General features: G+C 42.8%; 16 protein-coding genes. 8 read left to right on the top strand and 8 right to left on the bottom strand.

Annotated elements, in window-relative coordinates; all coding sequences use genetic code 11:
* Positions 1 to 221: 221 nt before the first annotated feature.
* The 8 genes from H6G86_RS00590 to H6G86_RS00555 form a co-directional block, all read right to left on the bottom strand.
* Entirely contained in the window at positions 222 to 419 is a 198-nt protein-coding gene (locus tag H6G86_RS00590; RefSeq protein ID WP_041565135.1) for a DUF2949 domain-containing protein, read from the bottom strand.
* 285 nt (positions 420 to 704) lie between these two features.
* Positions 705 to 935, bottom strand: a complete 231-nt coding sequence (locus H6G86_RS00585) for an Asr1405/Asl0597 family protein (RefSeq protein ID WP_190932661.1) — start codon at positions 933 to 935, stop codon at positions 705 to 707.
* Between the two features lie 73 nt (positions 936 to 1,008).
* Positions 1,009 to 1,749, bottom strand: a complete 741-nt coding sequence (gene cysE, locus H6G86_RS00580) for a serine O-acetyltransferase (protein ID WP_190932660.1) — start codon at positions 1,747 to 1,749, stop codon at positions 1,009 to 1,011.
* 569 nt (positions 1,750 to 2,318) lie between these two features.
* Positions 2,319 to 2,834 (bottom strand): hypothetical protein, encoded by a 516-nt coding sequence (locus tag H6G86_RS00575; RefSeq protein WP_190932659.1) that lies wholly within the window; start codon positions 2,832 to 2,834, stop codon positions 2,319 to 2,321.
* 326 nt (positions 2,835 to 3,160) lie between these two features.
* On the bottom strand, positions 3,161 to 3,637 hold the full coding sequence (locus tag H6G86_RS00570) for a hypothetical protein (protein WP_190932658.1): 477 nt from the start codon (positions 3,635 to 3,637) through the stop codon (positions 3,161 to 3,163).
* A gap of 90 nt (positions 3,638 to 3,727) precedes the next feature.
* Positions 3,728 to 4,168, bottom strand: coding sequence for an HNH endonuclease (locus H6G86_RS00565; protein ID WP_190932657.1), 441 nt, complete (start codon positions 4,166 to 4,168; stop codon positions 3,728 to 3,730).
* Positions 4,169 to 4,177: 9 nt separating this feature from the next.
* Positions 4,178 to 4,432, bottom strand: a complete 255-nt coding sequence (locus tag H6G86_RS00560) for a hypothetical protein (RefSeq protein ID WP_190932656.1) — start codon at positions 4,430 to 4,432, stop codon at positions 4,178 to 4,180.
* 138 nt (positions 4,433 to 4,570) lie between these two features.
* Complete coding sequence (locus H6G86_RS00555) at positions 4,571 to 8,302, bottom strand: HEAT repeat domain-containing protein (RefSeq protein WP_190932655.1); 3,732 nt, start codon at positions 8,300 to 8,302, stop codon at positions 4,571 to 4,573.
* A gap of 921 nt (positions 8,303 to 9,223) precedes the next feature.
* Here H6G86_RS00555 and H6G86_RS00550 point away from each other — a divergent pair.
* From H6G86_RS00550 to nifD, 8 genes are all read left to right on the top strand, one after another.
* Complete coding sequence (locus H6G86_RS00550) at positions 9,224 to 10,822, top strand: PQQ-dependent sugar dehydrogenase (RefSeq protein ID WP_242064646.1); 1,599 nt, start codon at positions 9,224 to 9,226, stop codon at positions 10,820 to 10,822.
* A gap of 1,079 nt (positions 10,823 to 11,901) precedes the next feature.
* Positions 11,902 to 13,353, top strand: coding sequence for a nitrogenase cofactor biosynthesis protein NifB (gene nifB / locus H6G86_RS00545; protein ID WP_190932653.1), 1,452 nt, complete (start codon positions 11,902 to 11,904; stop codon positions 13,351 to 13,353).
* A 116-nt stretch (positions 13,354 to 13,469) separates the two neighbouring features.
* Positions 13,470 to 13,826, top strand: coding sequence for a 4Fe-4S binding protein (locus tag H6G86_RS00540; RefSeq protein WP_190932652.1), 357 nt, complete (start codon positions 13,470 to 13,472; stop codon positions 13,824 to 13,826).
* A gap of 44 nt (positions 13,827 to 13,870) precedes the next feature.
* Positions 13,871 to 15,079, top strand: a complete 1,209-nt coding sequence (nifS, locus tag H6G86_RS00535; protein ID WP_190932651.1) for a cysteine desulfurase NifS — start codon at positions 13,871 to 13,873, stop codon at positions 15,077 to 15,079.
* Between the two features lie 127 nt (positions 15,080 to 15,206).
* Positions 15,207 to 16,106, top strand: coding sequence for a Fe-S cluster assembly protein NifU (gene nifU, locus H6G86_RS00530; protein ID WP_094349931.1), 900 nt, complete (start codon positions 15,207 to 15,209; stop codon positions 16,104 to 16,106).
* A 255-nt stretch (positions 16,107 to 16,361) separates the two neighbouring features.
* The gene (locus H6G86_RS00525) at positions 16,362 to 16,718 is read left to right on the top strand and encodes a globin domain-containing protein (RefSeq protein WP_163926968.1); all 357 of its coding nucleotides are present in this window, start codon (positions 16,362 to 16,364) and stop codon (positions 16,716 to 16,718) included.
* A 348-nt stretch (positions 16,719 to 17,066) separates the two neighbouring features.
* Complete coding sequence (nifH, locus tag H6G86_RS00520) at positions 17,067 to 17,951, top strand: nitrogenase iron protein (RefSeq protein WP_190932650.1); 885 nt, start codon at positions 17,067 to 17,069, stop codon at positions 17,949 to 17,951.
* Positions 17,952 to 18,104: 153 nt separating this feature from the next.
* On the top strand, positions 18,105 to 19,547 hold the full coding sequence (gene nifD / locus H6G86_RS00515; protein WP_190932649.1) for a nitrogenase molybdenum-iron protein alpha chain: 1,443 nt from the start codon (positions 18,105 to 18,107) through the stop codon (positions 19,545 to 19,547).
* The last annotated feature ends 237 nt before the right edge of the window (positions 19,548 to 19,784 follow it).

The raw sequence follows: 19,784 nt of genomic DNA, 5'->3' as shown, positions 1-19,784 counted from the left end.
GAACTAAATCAATGTATAATTTACTAATCGTTTTTACCGATGTCAGTTGAAACCTCTTCGAGTAGCAATGAACTAATATAACTATTAGCAAACCCTGAACAAAGTAAAACACAGAATCCAGCAATTAAGGATGTAATCATCTTAGTAACCTCAGATTTTCTAGAGCATTAGTGTGTACTTTAGGCAGGTAATGGGACTCAAAGCTACAAGGTACAAATTTGCTAACTATGTTCTGCTAGCCAATCAAAAATCTTTCCTAGCTGCTCCAAATCAACTAAACCATACTGCCAGAGGAGCATCGGTAGTGGCCCATTTTCTAATTCACGGTGTCGCAGAGCTACAGCAATATCGGCATTTGAAAGTTCAAGTTCGTTGTGCAAATAATTGAGGAGTTTTATATCTCTGTTCCGAGTCGCCATAAGTGATTGAACTTTCAATTTCTTAATTTGGGAAAAACTTAAAAATCAGAAATTCCAATTTTTATTTGGGAATTTCGCATTTTTAATTGTTGCTATATGTCAGGAGAACTTTAGATTTAGCAGAAGAAACAAAATCTAAATTGCATCTAATCCATCTCAGTCTGCAATAAATTCTGCAAGCATACAGTAGCTTCAAACTCTAAAGCTATTTAAGCTTTGTGCATCCATGAACAAAAAGGATAAAGTTCAGTGATTGCGTCATGAATTCAAGATTAATTAGAAGATTCATGATTCATCGCTGTAATGCCAGCAACGCTCTAGCCACTCTAATAATTCTTGGCGAGAAGCGAGAAATTGCATAACTGTACTGCGAATTAGAATTACTTCTAGCAAATTGTTCACTTGCACTCGTAAAGAACCATCGGGGGGACAAGAGCTATTTATTTTTAACTCTTGTAATCGGTAATAGATTCGCCAGCGATCGCTCAGAGGAATCTGCAAAACGTGATTTGTCATTTGTCCTTTGTCCTTTGTTCTTTGTCAGTTGTCCTTTGTCAGTTGTCCTTTGCTAATGACCAATGACCAATGACTAATGACTCTTAACGCTTAAAGTTTGCAGTTGTTTTTCGAGTTGTTCAACACGCGAGAGCAAAGAACGAATCACGGTTGCTTCCATATCGGGTAGCTTTCCGTGTTCTAAAGGAGAAAGGCTGGCGTTTTCATTTCGGGAAATAATTCGACCGGGAATTCCCACAACTGTGCAATCGCTGGGGATATCCCGCAAGACAATGGAACCTGCGCCAATACGAACGCGATCGCCAATTTGCAGATTACCCAAAACTTTCGCACCCGCCCCAATCACTGCATTTTTGCCCACAGTGGGATGACGTTTACCAGTTTCTTTACCAGTTCCGCCAAGGGTAACGCCCTGGTAAATCAGTGTGTAGTCGCCGACGATCGCAGTTTCGCCAATGACAACACCCATTCCGTGGTCGATAAACACGCCCTGACCAATCTCTGCACCTGGGTGAATTTCAATTCCTGTCAAAAATCGCCCCAAGTGAGAAATAAAACGGGGGATAAAACCGACTCCTCGACCATGTAACCAGTGAGCAAGACGATGCAAACAGAGTGCGTGCAATCCGGGATAGCAAAACACCACCTCTAGCCAATTCCGTGCTGCGGGATCGCGCTCAAAGATAATGCGAAAATCACTCAATAATGGCTCAAAAAAACCGCCAGAGAGTAAATTTTTCAGCATGGATGTATGTGTAGAATCCTGCGTTTTGGTACTGGGGGGATCGCTAATACTGTCTAAAGACTGTTGCATCGGTAATGTCTATCTGGTAAAAGATTCATCTGCTATTTTTATGCTTATATCAGGTGACATCCAACTCGATAGAAAACCCGATGCTGATTGGATTTATTGGATTGATTAAGGTTGTACTCAAACGCCGAAACCCCGACTTAACATAAAGTTAAAATTTGTCTGGGGTTAGGGGCGCTAGTATTTAACGATGGGGGTACTAGTATTTTTGGGGCGGGGGTTAAGAATTTATGTTCACGCTACAAGAAACTTTACCCGTAAGCCTTTGCTAAGATTTCGTCAAGATATTTTGCAATATATTAAGTTGTACTCAGATGCACTCAAACATCAGTTAGATAAGCCTAAAAATCGATTTTCTGTATATGCTACTACTATTAGTATCCTATTATTTAGTTGAGCGAAAGATGGGTTTCTTTATTTTCTTTTAGGATTTGCTGTCTGTATGCAGATATACGTTTCAAAATATAGTTATAGCTCGTAGCGACTGTTTTCTTATTATATAGATGTGTGGGAATAGCGATCGCAAAATCTTAGAAAAGCAGAATAAGTAAATGTTCTCATAGCGCCCCTACTCACGAAACCTGTAGAGGTGGATTCATCCGGTTCAAATACTCGGCGACGGAGATAAAAGGTGGATTCATCCAGTTCAAATACTCGTTAACGGAGATAAAAGGTGGATTCATCCAGTTCAAATACTCGTTAACGGAGATAAAAGGTGGATTCATCCAGTTCAAATACTCGTTAACGGAGATAAAAGGTGGATTCATCCAGTTCAAATACTCGTTAACGGAGATAAAAGGTGGATTCATCCAGTTCAAATACTCGTTAACGGAGATAAAAGGTGGATTCATCCAGTTCAAATACTCGTTAACGGAGATAAAAGGTGGATTCATCCGGTTCAAATACTCGACGACGGAGATAAAAGGTGGATTCATCCAGTTCAAATACTCGGCGACGGAGATAAAAGGTGGATTCATCCGGTTCAAATACTCGACGACGGAGATAAAAGGTGGATTCATCCGGTTCAAATACTCGGCGACGGAGATAAAAGGTGGATAAACAAGGTATCTTGCAAAAGTCTCTAACACCCTACTCCTTAATCTCCTCCCCTTAGTAAATACAGTGTACACACAAGTCTGAAATAGTTTATTCACCTAGTTTTTTTTTGCGGTCAGTTTTACCCCACCCTAACCCTCCCCTTGGAAAGGGGAGGGAACTAGATTCCTGTTTCCCCCCTTTCCAAGGGGGGATTAAGGGGGGTAATTTGACTTGTGTATACACCCTTTACTAAGGGGAGGAGAGACAAAACATAGCTTTGGCGGGGTGGGTTCTTCTTTGTGATTTATGCAAGAGGTCAACAGAATAGGGGCATACAAATGTACGCCCCTACAGTTAGCCGATAAGTATTAAATTATCAAGAGACGGGAGTTTTTGCAGATTTACCTTTACCAATAGCTTTAAAGCGTTCGCCCAACTGTTCAGCAACAGTCTTTAAACCTGGAGTCTTTTTCGATGCAGTCTTCACGTAATCATAAACAGTTAAACTGCTAGTCATAGCTTCACTACCGACTGCCATTAGGGTATCATCTACTTGTTCGGTGAGTTGCTGCATTGAGATTAAAAGTTCGGTAAGCGCAGCAGCTAATTGATAATCTTGAACCAGTTCCTCAACGTCAAAAGTGGCTGGAAGGATTTCGCGGTTAGACTGAGCAGCAGTAATGCTATTGTTCACAAAAGCTAGGCTTTTATCGCCCATTTTTACTAACTTCCGCCGTTCTTCAGTGCTGAGAGTAATCAGAAACGGCATCTTTTTTTGGACTGTCTGTAGCGCGGCTTTAATTTCTTGGATATCTTGTGGGGAAAGGGTGGCTGCAATATTCTGATAAGCCATTATATATTTACCTTGGGAGTTCTAATGGTGAAGTAGCAAGTGTTGCTAAGTATAGAATTCCCATTGGTGGATGCGATCGCACATCATAACCTATTTATTTATCTGTTTTAGCGCTGATGCTGAGGGATACTGACCAGATGCAATCAAAGCTTGTCGTTCTATAATCCTTTCATCGCCATTAAAATCTAGGATGCGTGCAGTCACTTCACCAATATCTGTTTGATGCTGAATTACAGCCTCATCTAGTCGAAAATGATCGCCCCAAAAGTCTCTGCGTGGGTTAAAAAACCGTACAAGTTCGCCAGTTTGCCAATTAATAGACCCCAAATCCGTGCCTTTTTGCAGGTTACAGAAAATACAGGCATAACAAAGATTATCTGCTGTTGTAGCGCCGCCGTGTTTGATGTCGATTATATGGTTAACTTGAAAGCTTAAGCCGTCTATTTCTGGATATAAACAATACTCGCATATATGGGCGGCGCGATCGCTAACTAAACGCCGCAATTCTGCATTAATATATAGACGAGACACTTTAAATACTTACTCCGCGCTGATGTACTGAGTAGCTCTTGCTTTTGCCAACCTCATAATATGCTCTAGCGTGAGGAAATGATCTAACTCTCGCTGGTCACTTCCTGTAAGACCTTCAGTTTTTGCGCGATAAACCAAATCCTCTAAACGGTCTTTGGCTGCATCGGAGAGTTTGAAATCGATAACGCTTTGGGGAGTGGTTCCAGCAGCAATAAACTCTATAATTTCATCGTAGACTTTGGCTGTATTTATAGATGTAGTCATGAGATTACCTATTTTTATTTAATTTTACTAATTTAGATGGGATAACCAGAAAGCCCTCATGTAGAGACGCGATTTATCGCGTCTGAAAAACTGGCACGTTAGACGCGATAAATCGCCGTCTCTACAAGAATATTCTCGTCAATTATTGCTTAATTGTGCCAACTTCTTCTGAGCAAATTCCCGCACTTGCTCATCGGGGTCATTTTGTGTGCGATCGCGCAACAGTGGTAAAGTCTGGGGATGCTGAGGAAATTGCTTGATAATTATCTCCAGTGCAATGCGCCGAGGATTAGAGTTATAGGGGGGATCATGGCTATCCTTAAAGGGGTCATTAACAGCGCACTGGTAGTAGATATCAAACAAATCAGCGTGATATTTGAAGTGATTCGCTAATTCTTCGACTGCTGCACCTCGCACCTCCCTCTCATCATCCTGGATAGCGCGTTCTTTGAGGATGGATTTGATGTCGAGGTCATCTTTGAAATTCTTCGCTAATTCTTTGACTGCTGCACGTCGCACCTCCCTGTCATCATCCTGGATAGCGTGTTCTTTGAGGATGGATTTGGTGTCGGGGTCATCTTTGAAATTCTTGGCTAATTCTTCGACTGCTGCACGTCGCACATCCCAGTTATCATCCTGGATAGCGCGTTCTTTGAGGATGGATTTGGTATCGGGGTCATCTTTGAAATTCTTGGCTAATTCTTCGACTGCTGCACGTCGCACATCCCTGTGATGATCCTGGGTAGCGCGTTCTTTGAGGATGGATTTGGTGTCAGGGTCATCTTTGAAGTGATTCGCTAATTCTTCGACTGCTGCGCGTCGCACATCCCAGTTATCACCCTGGGTAGCACGTTCTTTGAGGATGGATTTGGTATCGGGGTCATCTTTGAAATTCTTGGCTAATTCTTCGACTGCTGCACGTCGCACATAATTATCATCATCTTGGGTAGCGCGTTCTTTGATGATGGATTTGGTATCGGGGTCATCTTTGAAATTCTTGGCTAATTCTTCGACTGCTGCACGTCGCACATACTTATCATCATCCTGGGTAGCGCGTTCTTTGAGGATGGATTTGGTATCGGGGTCATCTTTGAAGTTCTTTGCTAATTCTTCGACTGCTGCACATCGCACATACTTATCATCATCCTGGGTAGTGCGTTCTTTAAGCCAGGTTTTGGTGTCGGAGTCATCTTTAAAGTGATTCGCTAATTCTTCGACTGCTGCACGTCGCACATACTTATCATCATCCTGGGTAGCGCGTTCTTTAAGCCAGGTTTTGGTATCGGGGTCATCTTTAAAGTTCTTCGCTAATTCTTCGACTGCTGCACATCGCACATCCCTCTCATCATCATGGGTAGCGCGTTCTTTGAGGATGGATTTGGTGTCGGGGTCATCTTTGAAGTGATTCGCTAATTCTTCGACTGCTGCACGTCGCACATACTTATCATCATCCTGGGTAGCGCGTTCTTTAAGCCAGGTTTTGGTATCGGGGTCATCTTTGAAGTGATTCGCTAATTCTTCGACTGCTGCACGTTGCACATACTTATCATTATCTTGGGTAGCGCACTCTTTGAGCCAGATTTTGGTGTCGATAGATTCTTGCCAGGTTGTTGCAATTGCTGTGACTGCTTGGGTGCGAATTTCCCGTACTAGCTTAGTTTCCTCTTCATCGTGATAGAAGTCGTAATAGTACCAGAGATCATATTTAGTTAAGTCTTTTAGCTTGCTAAGTAATTGAGTAGCTGTTGACATAATCAGCAACCGATTTCTCACCTCTACAAGACATTTAGCCGCTAATAAAATATTTACAAACTTTTCCTCTTCGCCATCTTGCGCCATTAAATACTCAAGAATCTCCCCAACAAATTTAGATTCAATCATTCCCGCAATTAGCAGCAAGACTTCATGCCAACTTTCATCTTGCCAGTGTTTGCCAAAAACTTCATTCTTAAGTTCCTCAATAGTCAGTGTTTGCGTTTCTTTAAACTGCCAGACAAACTCCCAAGCACAGAAATATTCTAAAAATGTCCGATGCACAAAAGCATAACAATCCGCACCCAGAAAACATAACATAAAGTTGCGAGTCCGCAGTTGATTAATCATCACCCGCGCAGCTTCTCTGGGTTTATCAAACTCTATGGTTTTGAGATAATCAGTCAGAACTTTGACTAAATCATTTTCATTAATCAAATTACCAGCCAACCCTTTCTCACCAGTTTGCATAAGATAAGCAACCTGACGCAGCATCGCTTGCTTATCTTTATAATCAATAGTCTTCGGGTCTAACCTCTTATCTTCTGTCAAAGCGCGTTCCACATCCCATTGATGCAGCAACACCCGCGATGCTTGATCGTAAAGTGTAGCTCTATCTCTTGGTAGCTCTTGATTACGATTAAGAATTGCCATCATCGTCAACAGCAGAGGATTTCCCGCCAATTCTGCAATAGATTTGGAAGTGTCAATTCCTCTTTGTAGCCGTTCCCGTTTTCTCACTTTATCAACTGCATCGGTAAAAGTTAACTCATGCCAACGGTAGATAAAATCCTGAATTTGTTCTGAGTCTAAATCTTGTAAGATAAAGTGGCGGAACTCAGCATTAAGCAATCGTTGCGGTTTATAGCCAATAATCCGAGAAGTGATAATTACCTGCACATCAGGATAGTCATTAGTAAAGCGATTAATATCAGTAATTACATCCTCTCGCTTACCAGGGTCAAACACCTCATCCAAACCATCAAACATCACCAAAGCATTACCAGCTTTTAATTGTTTATCTAGTTCAAGCTGATTGAGATGATGAACAGCACCACTACATTGATGGAAAAACTCTAGAAAATTATTGCACTCTTTATCTTCCCGTCGCCGCATATAAGTGCGTAACTCAATTAGCAACGGAATTGGTAATGAGATAACATTATCCAGTGGAGACTCAGCCCAATTCAAAGCCAGAAATTGCAACAAAGTAGACTTACCTGAACCAGGATCGCCCAAAATCACAATATATTTATAATCTTGCTTTTTATTGACAACATCTAAAACTGAACGGATCGGCTGTTCAAAATAAACCAGTTTGTGGCGTTCTAATTCTTCTAATTCCACTTCAGCTTCTACTTGGTCGCTTTCTCGCAGCCGTCTAAGATGTTCTTTAGGCAGTTCGTGAACTTGTGCTAAAACTTGATGAGTTTCCCGGACATTTTGAGCAGTAAAAATCCGCCATAATTTAAGTTCGTTATAGGCATAGCCGCTAGTATCTAAGCTATCTAACTTGAGATTGCCATAGCGTTCACGGATTCCTTCTTGATATTTAACTAAATTAAAATCTACAATAACACCAGCAATTTCTTTTGTATTTATTTCAATATCAGATAACTTTTGTAATTCTAGGATATGGTGTAATTCTTTTGAATCTAAAAGAAGTTCTTGGACTTGTGTTAAATACTGTTCTGTAATTGATTGCCAGTTAAACTTAGATGGCAGAGGTTTTAATTGCAGCCTGTTCCAACTATCTTCTAGAGTTTTAGCGTCTAGAGATTCACAATTAATATCAAAAGCCTCACCAAGAATTTCTGTAACCGACTTATCGCTAATAAATTTATTGATGTCTTTGGTGTACTCTTTAATCTCAGTTTCAGCAAGTTTGCAACGAACCTTTAACTGCTGCTGCATGAGTTGCAAAAATTCCTTTAAGGCTTTACCAGCAGCAATTTCTATGTCTTCCTTCTTAAGTTTCTGGAAAATCTTGCCGGGGATGCCTTTTAATAAATCTTTAGCCCAATCTTTAGCAGCATCCTTGGCTAAGTCTTCCAGAATGGGTTTAAAAATCAACCCGGCGGCCTGAGTTACACCCCAAATAGCTAACCAGTCCAGCATAATACTCGCTTCTGTTGAGATTTTGATTACGAGTATATCCACTAGCTGGAGTAATGTTTCCAGATTTCAGGGTTATTGCAGAAATATCACAGGTATCTAAGAACCTCTCTCTAAAAGGCTACGGTGTACATACAAGTTTTAAATAGTTCATTAAACAAGGTTTTACCCCACCCTAACCCTCCCCTTGTAAAGGGGAGGGAACTGGATTTCTTGTTTCCCCCCTTTCCAAGGGGGGATTAAGGGGGGTAATTAGACTTGTGTGTACACCGTAGCCTTTTAGGAGAGAAGATTTTGAATTTTCTCCCTTCCCGCGTCGGGAAGGGGGTTAGGTTTCGCGTTGGTTTTTTAGATTAATTGGAAACTGCGATGTCTACGATGTCACTGAGCTTGCCGAAGTGCGGGGTGCGCCTACGCAATTTTCCCACTGCATATTCACTCTAGCTATAACCACAATCTGCCTCTAATTATACCAAGGAATATGTGCGCTAAATTACCAAACGGATTTTACCAGGTTCAATCAATTCTTTGAGAAAAACCAAGTCTTGAGCGCTTATGGTTTTTCAAATACCAGTTTGGCTTATTGATAAGTAAATAACGCTGCAAGACTCTCTATGCAAGGTTTTTATCTATGTGCAATGATGATAATTCCGTTGAATTTGAGGACTATTTTAGTTGGAAAGAGCGATCGCTATGCCTTTCTTTGCAACTCTTGGTTCACCCTTTTTTTGATGAGTTAGGAAAGATAATAGTATATGCACTATATAAAGATATCTAACGAAGTGTTTTCAAAAATAAGTACCCTGAGTAATCTTTGTCTTGACTCTCGGAAAAATCGGCTAGCCGAGAGTTACGTGTGAGATACATCACTACCAGGCTAGAGAAAAGTTAAGAATGGTTATGTTTTCCCTAAACCAAATACCAATGCTCAAACGCATATTATCTGCGTCGCTAGTTAGTTTGATCCCTTCAGTTGCTAGTTTAATATCGTTAGAGGTTTTTTCCCCCGCAGCGTTTGGCCAACCGCCTGCTGCGTCTGTTGAAACCAAGCTGAAAGTGCCTAGTAGCATGAACTATGCACCCTTCAATATTAACCGTTACTTGAAAGTACCCCCCAACTTCTCTATCGCTGTTTATGCTCGCGTAAACAAAGCTCGCTTTATGGCAGTTGCTCCCAATGGGGATCTTCTAGTATCACAACCCAGTACGAATAAAGTATTAATTGTCCGGTCAAATGGCAGCAAAGACCCAATTATTTCTGACTTCGTGACGGGTCTACGCAAGCCACACGACATTGTGTTTCATAAGATAAACAACACCACATACGTTTATATCTCTGAAACTCATCAAATTAACCGTTTCATCTACAACTCTGGAGACTTAACCGCAAAAAATCGTCAAATTGTTGTAACTGGTTTACCAGACAGCAGCACAGGAGAACTCAAAGGCGCTTATGGTCACGAACTGAAAAACATCGCCCTTGATGCCAATCACAAACTGTATGTGTCCATTGCCTCTACCTGCAATGCCTGTAAGGAAGATACTATCAGTAACCCAGTGCGTGGTGCAGTTTACCAGTACAACGCAGATGGAAGCAATCGGCGGCTGTTTGCCCAAGGCTTACGTAATGCCGAAGGATTAGCATTCTTGCCTAACACAAATGACCTTTGGGTAGTTGTTAATAATCGAGATAACATCGCCTATCCCTTCAACGATGGCAGTGGCAATTACGGTAAGATTATCCCTTCCTACGTGGATAACCACCCACCAGAGGAGTTTACGCGAGTTCGAGATGGCGGTAACTATGGTTGGCCATTTTGCAACCCCAATCCTGACACTTCAAATGGCGTGAACAATATGCCCTTTGACCGCGACTATGAGTTCAATGCTAATGGCAAGGTTAATTGCAATGCAATGGACAGGATTAGCAAGGGTATCCAAGCCCATTCCGCTCCCTTGGGACTAACATTCCTACAAAATACCAACTTTCCCAGCCAGTACTCAAATGGAGCAGTGGCGGGGCTGCATGGTTCATGGAATCGACAGAAGAAAACGGGCTACAAAATAGCTTACTTTCCCTGGAACAATAGCACAAAGACTCCAGGGCAGGAGATGGATTTAGTCAACGGTTGGCTAGTTCCAGGAACACAAGAAATCTGGGGGCGACCCGTAGATATGGTAGTTGATCAACAAGGTACTTTGTTAATTTCGGATGATTATAGCGGCACCATCTACAAGCTCTCCTACACGCCGTCAGTCAAGGTGGTTAAGGTCTACAGAGATGCTAATTTTGCTGGTTCTTCCCAGTCTTTTCCTACAACTCCAGGAGTATACAAAGCCAACCAAGGTGACTTAAAGGTTGTGGGAAACGACACTATTAGCTCGTTAAGTGTACCATCAGGTACCGTAGTACGTGTCTGCCAACATGAAACTGGTGGTCGATGCCGTGAGTTTAGCGCTGGTGATTATAAATCCGTTGGGGCTGACTTCGATAACATAATCTCGTTTATAGAGGTTAAGTAGCACCACTCGCCGGATTTGAAATTTTCCCCCTTCCCAACACGGGAAGGGGGCTTTTCGTTAAGGTTTGTAGTGAGCAATTCAGAAAATTCATTGCGATCGCTCAATCATGTTAGATTATAGTTTGTTGTTTCTCTTAAACACAAAATCCGACAGTTTCCTACCCATCTCCTCATTGTGGGAATGAAAAAAAAGGAGTTAAAAGTTAAGTTTTTTGAAAATTATGTGCAGCAATATATCTATTTCCATTGCCTCATATCGCTGATCAGATAAGACTTAGAACCACAATTGAATATCATTGTTAACACTGAGCGAAGTCGAAGGGTCAAAGCAAAAATTAAATAAATATGAATTGCATTTTTACCCTGAAAAAAATGATATGTTAGATACAGAATTGAATTTCGCACGTTTCTGGAGTAGAACGATATAGACTACTCCAGTTTTTCACCCTCAAACCCTTGGCATTTAATGCTTTTGACGGAATTTGAGGGCAGTCTGAGTACACATTTAAATAACCCAAACCCAGTTACAAGTAGATTAAATTCCTTACTGGGATTGGGTTTTGACTGAGTACAAAGAAATCCTGAACCCCTATCTATAAACACTAGAACCCCAACCAAAAAATACTAGAACCCCTACCCGAAAAAAACTTTTTTAATTCTTGTAATGCTTGAAGAATTAGGTTTTTTAGTATCTGAGTACAAAAGTAATAAATCCAATAAATTCTATCCTAGATAGACATATCGCCTAGCTTCAAGACGGCTGATATAAATCTTTTATCGCCAATCACTTAACGCTCTGAAACAAAACAAAGCGAAAAGTGAGTGGAGGGATGAGATAGCACCATGCCTGAAGTGAAGAGAAGTCGCGGCTGTAAGCACAAATTCTACCCAAGAACCGAACGTTGACACACACCAGCCGAACATCAGATATCTATCGCCTGCCTGACTTGAAAACAAGTCGCCCGAACCCAAGGGTTTGCAGGCAGTGTGGAAGACGCGACTTCAATTCTGGGCATGAAAGAGTAGCAACAGCATCTCCCACAGTGGCAGCCGAGTCCACCGACCTTTTTGCGAAATTCAATGACATCACCGTCTACACGACTCCTCAACTCCAACGCTACGGAATCGCCAACCCAAGCAAAATCCGGTGGTTGCGGCTGCGACAGCACCAGCAGCACCACCGTGGAAAGGGACGAAAAGCTCCAAGAACGCATTGCTAAACATCCCTGCTACAGCGAAGACGCTCATCACCACTACGCCCGGATGCACGTTGCAGTTGCACCAGCTTGCAACATTCAATGCAACTATTGCAACCGCAAATATGATTGCGCTAACGAAAGCCGTCCTGGAGTAGTTAGCGAATTGCTAACACCAGAAGAAGCTGCACACAAAGCTTTGGTCATTGGTGGTAAGATTCCCCAAATGACAGTTGTGGGAATTGCTGGCCCTGGCGACCCATTGGCGAACCCAGAAAAAACCTTCCGCACATTTGAGTTGATTGCAGCGCAAGCACCAGACATCAAGCTGTGCTTATCAACCAATGGTTTAATGCTGCCAGACTACATCGATCGCATTAAACAATTAAATATAGATCACGTAACGATCACCATTAACATGGTAGATCCAGAGATCGGTGCTAAGATTTATCCTTGGGTTCACTACAGACGCAAGCGTTATAGAGGCATTGAAGGCGCAAAAATCCTCCACGAAAGACAGATGGAAGGATTGCAAGCCCTGAAAGACGCTGACATTTTGTGCAAAGTCAACTCCGTGATGATTCCCGGAATTAATGACCATCACTTAGTTGAAGTGAATCGAGTCATCCGTGAAAAAGGTGCATTCTTGCACAACATCATGCCATTGATTTCTGCACCAGAACATGGCACACACTTCGGTTTAACTGGTCAACGCGGCCCCACACCCAAAGAACTCAAAGAAGTTCAAGACAACTGCTCTGGTAACATGAAAATGATGCGTCACTGTCGCCAGTGTCGTGCCGATGCAGTCGGATTGTTGGGAGAAGACCGCAGCCAAGAATTTTCTAAAGAGAAATTCTTGGAAATGGCTCCCGAATATGATATGGAACAACGCGCTACTGTCCACGAAGGAATTGAGAAGTTTAAAGAAGAACTTAAAGTAGCCAAAGATAAGGCGCTAGCTGGTAAGAAAATTGCCAATAGTCCGAAAGTTTTAGTTGCAGTAGCAACCAAAGGCGGCGGATTAGTTAATCAACACTTCGGTCATGCAAAAGAATTTCAAATTTACGAAGTGGGTGGAAACGAAGTTCGCTTTATCGGTCATCGCAAAATTGACCAATACTGCCAAGGTGGATACGGCGAAGAAGCTTCTTTTGAGCATATTATGAAAGCGATCGCAGATTGCAAAGCAGTTTTAGTCTCCAAGATTGGTAACTGTCCTCAAGAAAAATTGCAAGAAGCTGGAATACAGACAATTGAAGCTTACGACGTAATTGAAAAGGTTGCTTTGGAGTTCTACGAGCAATACGTTAAGGAATTAGGGAATAACGAATAGGGCATGGGGCATAGGGCATGGGGTATGGGATAAGAATTATCCTCAATGCCCTCCCCTAAACCCAATCCTCAATGCCCAATGCCCACTGCCCCATTCCCAAAAAAGGAGAATAAATCATGGCTTACAAAATTCTTACTAGCCAGTGTATTTCCTGCAATCTCTGTCTAACGGTATGTCCCACAAATGCAGTTAAAGTGGTTGACGGACAGCACTGGATTGACCCTGAACTTTGTACAAACTGTATTGGTAGTATTCATACCGTGCCTCAGTGTAAAGCTGGTTGTCCCACCTGCGACGGTTGCATTAAGCAGCCTAGCGATTACTGGGAAGGCTGGTTTGCTAATTACAACCGCGTAGTCGCTAAATTAACAAATAAACAAGATTACTGGGAACGTTGGTTTAACTGCTATTCCCAGAAATACTCGGAACAGTTGCAAAAGCGCCAACCCCAAAAAATGGGTGCAGAAGCTTAAATAATTCGTAATTCGTAATTCGTAATTCTTAATTGAAGACAACAATGCAAAATAACTGCATCTATCTCGATAATAATGCCACCACTAAGGTAGACCCAGAAGTTATAGAGGTAATGCTACCTTACCTCACAGATTATTACGGCAATCCCTCCAGTATGCATACCTTTGGTGGGCAAGTCGGTAAAGCAGTGAGAACAGCAAGAGAACAACTTGCAGCTATCCTGGGAGCCGATGAGTCTGAAATTGTCTACACAAGTTGTGGAACTGAGGGAGATAACGCGGCGATTCGAGCCGCACTGTTAGCGCAACCAGAAAAGCGACATATCGTCACTACCCAAGTTGAACATCCAGCAGTACTCAATGTCTGCAAACAATTAGAAACCCAAGGTTATAGTGTTACCTATCTATCAGTAAATCATCAAGGGCAGCTGGATCTAGATGAACTAGAAGCTTCCTTGACGGGTAACACCGCCTTGGTGACAATTATGTATGCTAACAACGAAACCGGCACGGTTTTCCCAATTGAGCAAATTGGGTTGCGCGTCAAAGAGTATGGCGCTATCTTCCATGTAGATGCGGTGCAAGCAGTGGGAAAAATCCCGTTGAATATGAAAATTAGCACCGTGGATATGTTAACTCTGTCTGGTCATAAGCTACACGGGCCCAAAGGAATTGGTGCTTTATATATCCGCCGCGGGGTTCGGTTCCGTCCCTTCATGATTGGGGGACACCAAGAACGCGGACGTAGGGCGGGAACAGAGAATGTTCCAGCAATTATCGCCTTGGGCAAAGCTGCGGAACTAGAACTGTTACACTTAGAAGAAGCGACGGCAAGAGAAAGAAAGCTGCGCGATCGCCTCGAACAAACTTTACTAGCTAAAATTCCCGATTGTGTAGTCAATGGTGACGTTACGCAGAGATTGCCAAACACCACCAATATCGGCTTCAAGTACATCGAAGGTGAAGCAATCCTGCTGTTATTGAACAAATACGGCATCTGTGCATCATCTGGTTCTGCTTGCACCTCCGGTTCTCTCGAACCCTCCCACGTCCTGCGGGCAATGGGCTTACCCTACACAACTTTGCACGGTTCTATCCGCTTCAGTCTTTGTCGCTACACCACAGAAGCCGAAATCGATCAAGTAATAGAGGTAATGCCCAGTATTGTAGAACGTCTACGCGCCCTCTCACCCTTCAAAAATGATGATGCAGGTTGGTTGCAAGGACAAGAACAAGCACTAGCGCATCGTTAGGGACTGGGAAAAAATGGGAAAAGGTTAAAGGGTAAAGGGTAAAGGAATGATTTTTCCCCTTTCCCCATTACCCCTTCCCCAATCCCTCCACTCATAACTCAGCACTCAGCACTCAGCACTTAATAATATGTGGGACTACACCGATAAAGTATTAGAACTGTTTTACGATCCCAAGAATCAGGGAGAAATTGAAGAAACGGGCGAAGCTGGAGTTAAGGTTGCAACGGGTGAAATCGGTAGCATTGCTTGCGGCGATGCTCTGAGATTGCACCTGAAAGTGGAAGTAGAATCTGATAAGATTCTAGATGCTCGCTTTCAAACTTTTGGTTGTACTAGTGCGATCGCATCTTCTAGTGCATTAACCGAAATGGTCAAAGGTTTAACCTTAGACGAAGCCCTGAAAGTGTCCAATAAAGACATTGCAGATTACCTGGGTGGTTTGCCAGAAGCAAAGATGCATTGCTCTGTCATGGGACAAGAAGCCCTAGAAGCCGCTATCTACAATTATCGTGGCATACCTCTAGCTACCCACGATGATGATGATGAAGGTGCATTAGTTTGCAGTTGTTTTGGCATTAGCGAATCTAAGATTCGTCGCGTGATTCTAGAAAATCATCTCACGGATGCCGAACAAGTAACAAATTATGTGAAAGCTGGTGGCGGATGCGGTTCCTGTCTGGCGAACATTGATGATATTATTAGATCAGTTCAACAGGAATACGCCTCACCTGCTCTCAACAATTACGGCGTAAAAGTTGCCACAGAAATTGTTACATCTAAGGAACGAGCGCTAACAAACGTCCAAAAGATTGCTCTAATTCAAAAGGTTCTTGATGAAGAAGTCAGACCCGTACTCATTGCAGACGGGGGAGATGTAGAACTCTATGATGTAGAAGGCGATCGCGTTAAAGTTGTACTGCAAGGTGCTTGCGGTTCCTGTTCTAGTAGTACAGCAACTCTAAAAATTGCGATCGAAGCCAGATTACAAGATCGTGTCAGCAAGAGCCTTGTAGTCGAAGCAGTTTAGGAATTGCTGTAGGACTTATCGTACTCTACAAATACGCTCTAATATGCATTCAGCCAGGAATAGAAAGTAGGATTTGAACCGAATCATTGTCTCCACATCAATGCTTCATACCAATTCTTTCTTAATTACGAATTACGAATTACGAATTACGAATTGGTACTCCTATCACTATGACGGCTAACAGCATATAGGCTTCATAGATTAAGCGCCTACTTGCTTTCTTTCATCATCCAACTCGCTTCAAAGGAACAGGATATGAGCACATTGTACGACAATATTGGTGGACAACCAGCTATTGAACAAGTAGTAGATGAACTCCACAAACGCATTGCCACAGACAGCACTCTCAACACATTTTTTGCTGGTACAGATATGGCAAAGCAACGCAATCATCTAGTTGCTTTCTTATCTCAAATATTTGAGGGGCCAAAGCAATACGGCGGTCGTCCAATGGACAAAACCCACGCTGGAATGAATCTACAGCAACCACACTTCGATGCGATCGCCAAGCATCTCGGCGAAGCAATGGCTGTGCGTGGAGTGTCAGCAGAAAACACCAAAGCTGCACTAGATCGCGTCACAAATATGAAGGGCGCTATTTTGAACAAGTAATAGGACTTATGCATTGATTGTTGACAAATAACAACATCAAGTCCTATCGAATCTTGCAAGCTGAAACACATTATGACGTATTTGTAAATTGCGTAATTTTCTTTGTTCTTTGTCAAAAAAAATGACAAAGAACAAAGGACAAAAACAAAAAGAAAAAAATTTTAACGAGGACGATCAATGTATTTACTTTCAATAACTTGGGCTGTGGAGCGATCGCCCCCAGCAGGCATTTATGCCAACGCTATCAACGATGCTCTACACGCGCTCACTACTGTCGCTCAACTGGCGTGAACGCAACTGACAAACGCAAAGACCCACCAACCAACCAATTGCAGGGAAACACGAACAATGACAGAAGAAAACATTAGACAGATAGCTTTCTACGGTAAAGGCGGTATCGGTAAATCTACCACCTCTCAAAATACCTTGGCAGCTATGGCAGAAATGGGTCAACGCATCCTCATCGTCGGTTGCGACCCTAAAGCTGACTCCACCCGTTTGATGCTGCACAGCAAAGCTCAAACAACCGTTCTTCACCTCGCCGCAGAACGTGGTGCAGTAGAAGATATCGAAATCGAAGAAGTAATGTTAACCGGTTTCCGTAACGTTCGTTGCGTAGAATCTGGTGGTCCAGAACCCGGCGTAGGTTGCGCTGGTCGTGGTATTATCACCGCCATCAACTTCTTAGAAGAAAATGGTGCTTACCAAGACCTAGACTTCGTATCTTACGACGTATTAGGTGACGTTGTGTGTGGTGGTTTCGCAATGCCTATTCGCGAAGGCAAGGCACAAGAAATCTACATCGTTACATCCGGTGAAATGATGGCGATGTACGCTGCTAACAACATCGCTCGTGGTGTTCTTAAGTATGCTCACACCGGTGGCGTGCGTTTGGGTGGTTTGATTTGTAACAGCCGTAACACAGACCGAGAAATCGAATTAATCGAAACCTTGGCAAAACGGTTGAACACCCAAATGATTCACTACGTACCTCGCGACAACATTGTTCAACACGCAGAATTGCGCCGGATGACTGTTAACGAGTACGCACCAGAAAGCAACCAAGCTAACGAATATCGGACATTGGCTACCAAGATCATCAACAACAAAAACCTGTCTATTCCTACACCCATCGAAATGGAAGAACTAGAAGAATTGTTGATTGAATTTGGTATTCTCGAAAGCGAAGAAAATGCTGCCAAGTTGGTTGGTCAGACTGCTGCTCAAGCTTAGTCTAAGTAGCCGCTAAGAAATAACGATTTAGCACAAGGAAAAAGGAAGAGTTCCATATCTTACCTTTTCCTCTCTCTTGCATCTCCCCCCTAATCTTAGAGGGGACTCCTAGTCCCCCTATGCCCCGATCCTTACGAGTCACAGAGGCTAAGTATGACACCTCCAGAAAATCAAAACATCATCGAAGAAAGAAAAGAACTAATTAAAGAAGTTCTCAGTGCTTACCCAGACAAAGCTGCTAAAAAGCGCGAAAAGCACTTAAGTGTATACGAAGAAGGTAAGTCCGATTGCGGCGTTAAGTCTAACATCAAATCTCTTCCAGGTGTAATGACCGCTCGTGGTTGTGCTTACGCTGGTTCTAAAGGTGTGGTTTGGGGTCCTATTAAGGACATGATCCACATCAGCCACGGGCCTGTAGGTTGCGGTTACTGGTCTTGGTCTGGTCGTCGTAACTACTACATCGGCACCACAGGTATTGATACCTTTGGTACCATGCACTTCACCTCTGACTTCCAAGAAAGAGATATCGTTTTTGGTGGTGACAAGAAACTTGTCAAGCTAATCCAAGAACTAGATGTACTTTTCCCCCTCAACCGTGGTGTTTCCATTCAATCAGAATGCCCCATCGGTCTAATTGGGGATGACATCGAAGCAGTTGCTCGGAAGACATCGAAAGAAATTGGCAAGCCAGTTGTACCTGTGCGTTGCGAAGGCTTCCGGGGTGTTTCCCAATCTTTGGGACACCACATTGCTAACGACATGGTTCGTGACTGGGTTTTCACCAGATCCGACCAAGCTAAGAAAGACGGTACACTCAAGTTTGAAGGTACTCCTTATGATGTAGCCATCATTGGTGACTACAACATAGGTGGAGATGCTTGGGCTAGCCGCATCCTGTTAGAAGAAATCGGCTTGCGCGTAGTCGCTCAGTGGTCAGGTGATGGCACAATCAACGAAATGTTGATGACCCCCAATGTGAAGATGAACCTCATCCACTGTTACCGGTCGATGAACTACATCAGCCGTCACATGGAAGAAGCTTACGGTATACCCTGGTTGGAATACAACTTCTTCGGCCCCACCAAGATTGCTGAATCTTTACGGGAAATCGCTTCCAAATTTGACGAAACAATCCAAGCAAACGCTGAGAAGGTTATCGCCAAATATCAACCCACAATGGATGCGGTAGTTGCTAAGTACCGCCCTCGTTTGGATGGTAAGACCGTTGCCATCATGGTTGGTGGTCTACGTCCTCGCCACGTTGTCCCAGCTTTCCAAGATTTGGGCATGAAGATGATTGGTACAGGTTATGAGTTCGCTCATAATGACGATTACAAACGTACCACTCACTACATCGAAAACGGCACCATCGTTTATGACGACGTTACCGCTTACGAATTCGAAGAATTTATCAAAGCGCTGAAGCCTGACCTAGTAGCTTCTGGTGTGAAAGAGAAGTACGTCTTCCAAAAGATGGGTCTTCCTTTCCGTCAAATGCACTCTTGGGATTACTCCGAACCTAGCGATCGCTCCTCAACATCATATAATGCAAGGTTTTTTCGGGGCAAGAGAAAAAAGAGCCTATTTCTAGCCTAAATCTGAGTTGCAGGGTTATATAGGGACAATCTGTTTTGATGCTTCAGACAGTATAACTCTTATGAAGTCTAGTTTCTAGATTTTTATTGCATTTTGCTCAAAAGAAAACTGTAAAATAAAAAACTATTTTTAATGATGATTTTTTAGATTAAATGGTCTTTTATTGGCGTTGCTAAGTAAAAATATGAATTTGCCTTATATTATGCAAAGAGGCAAACGAGAGACGCAAAGGCACAG

It is taken from the genome of Nostoc sp. FACHB-133 (assembly GCF_014698055.1).
Classification (GTDB): domain Bacteria; phylum Cyanobacteriota; class Cyanobacteriia; order Cyanobacteriales; family Nostocaceae; genus Nostoc.
The sequence above is the reverse complement of the archived record's forward strand: the minus strand, read 5'-3'. Positions and strand labels throughout refer to the sequence as shown.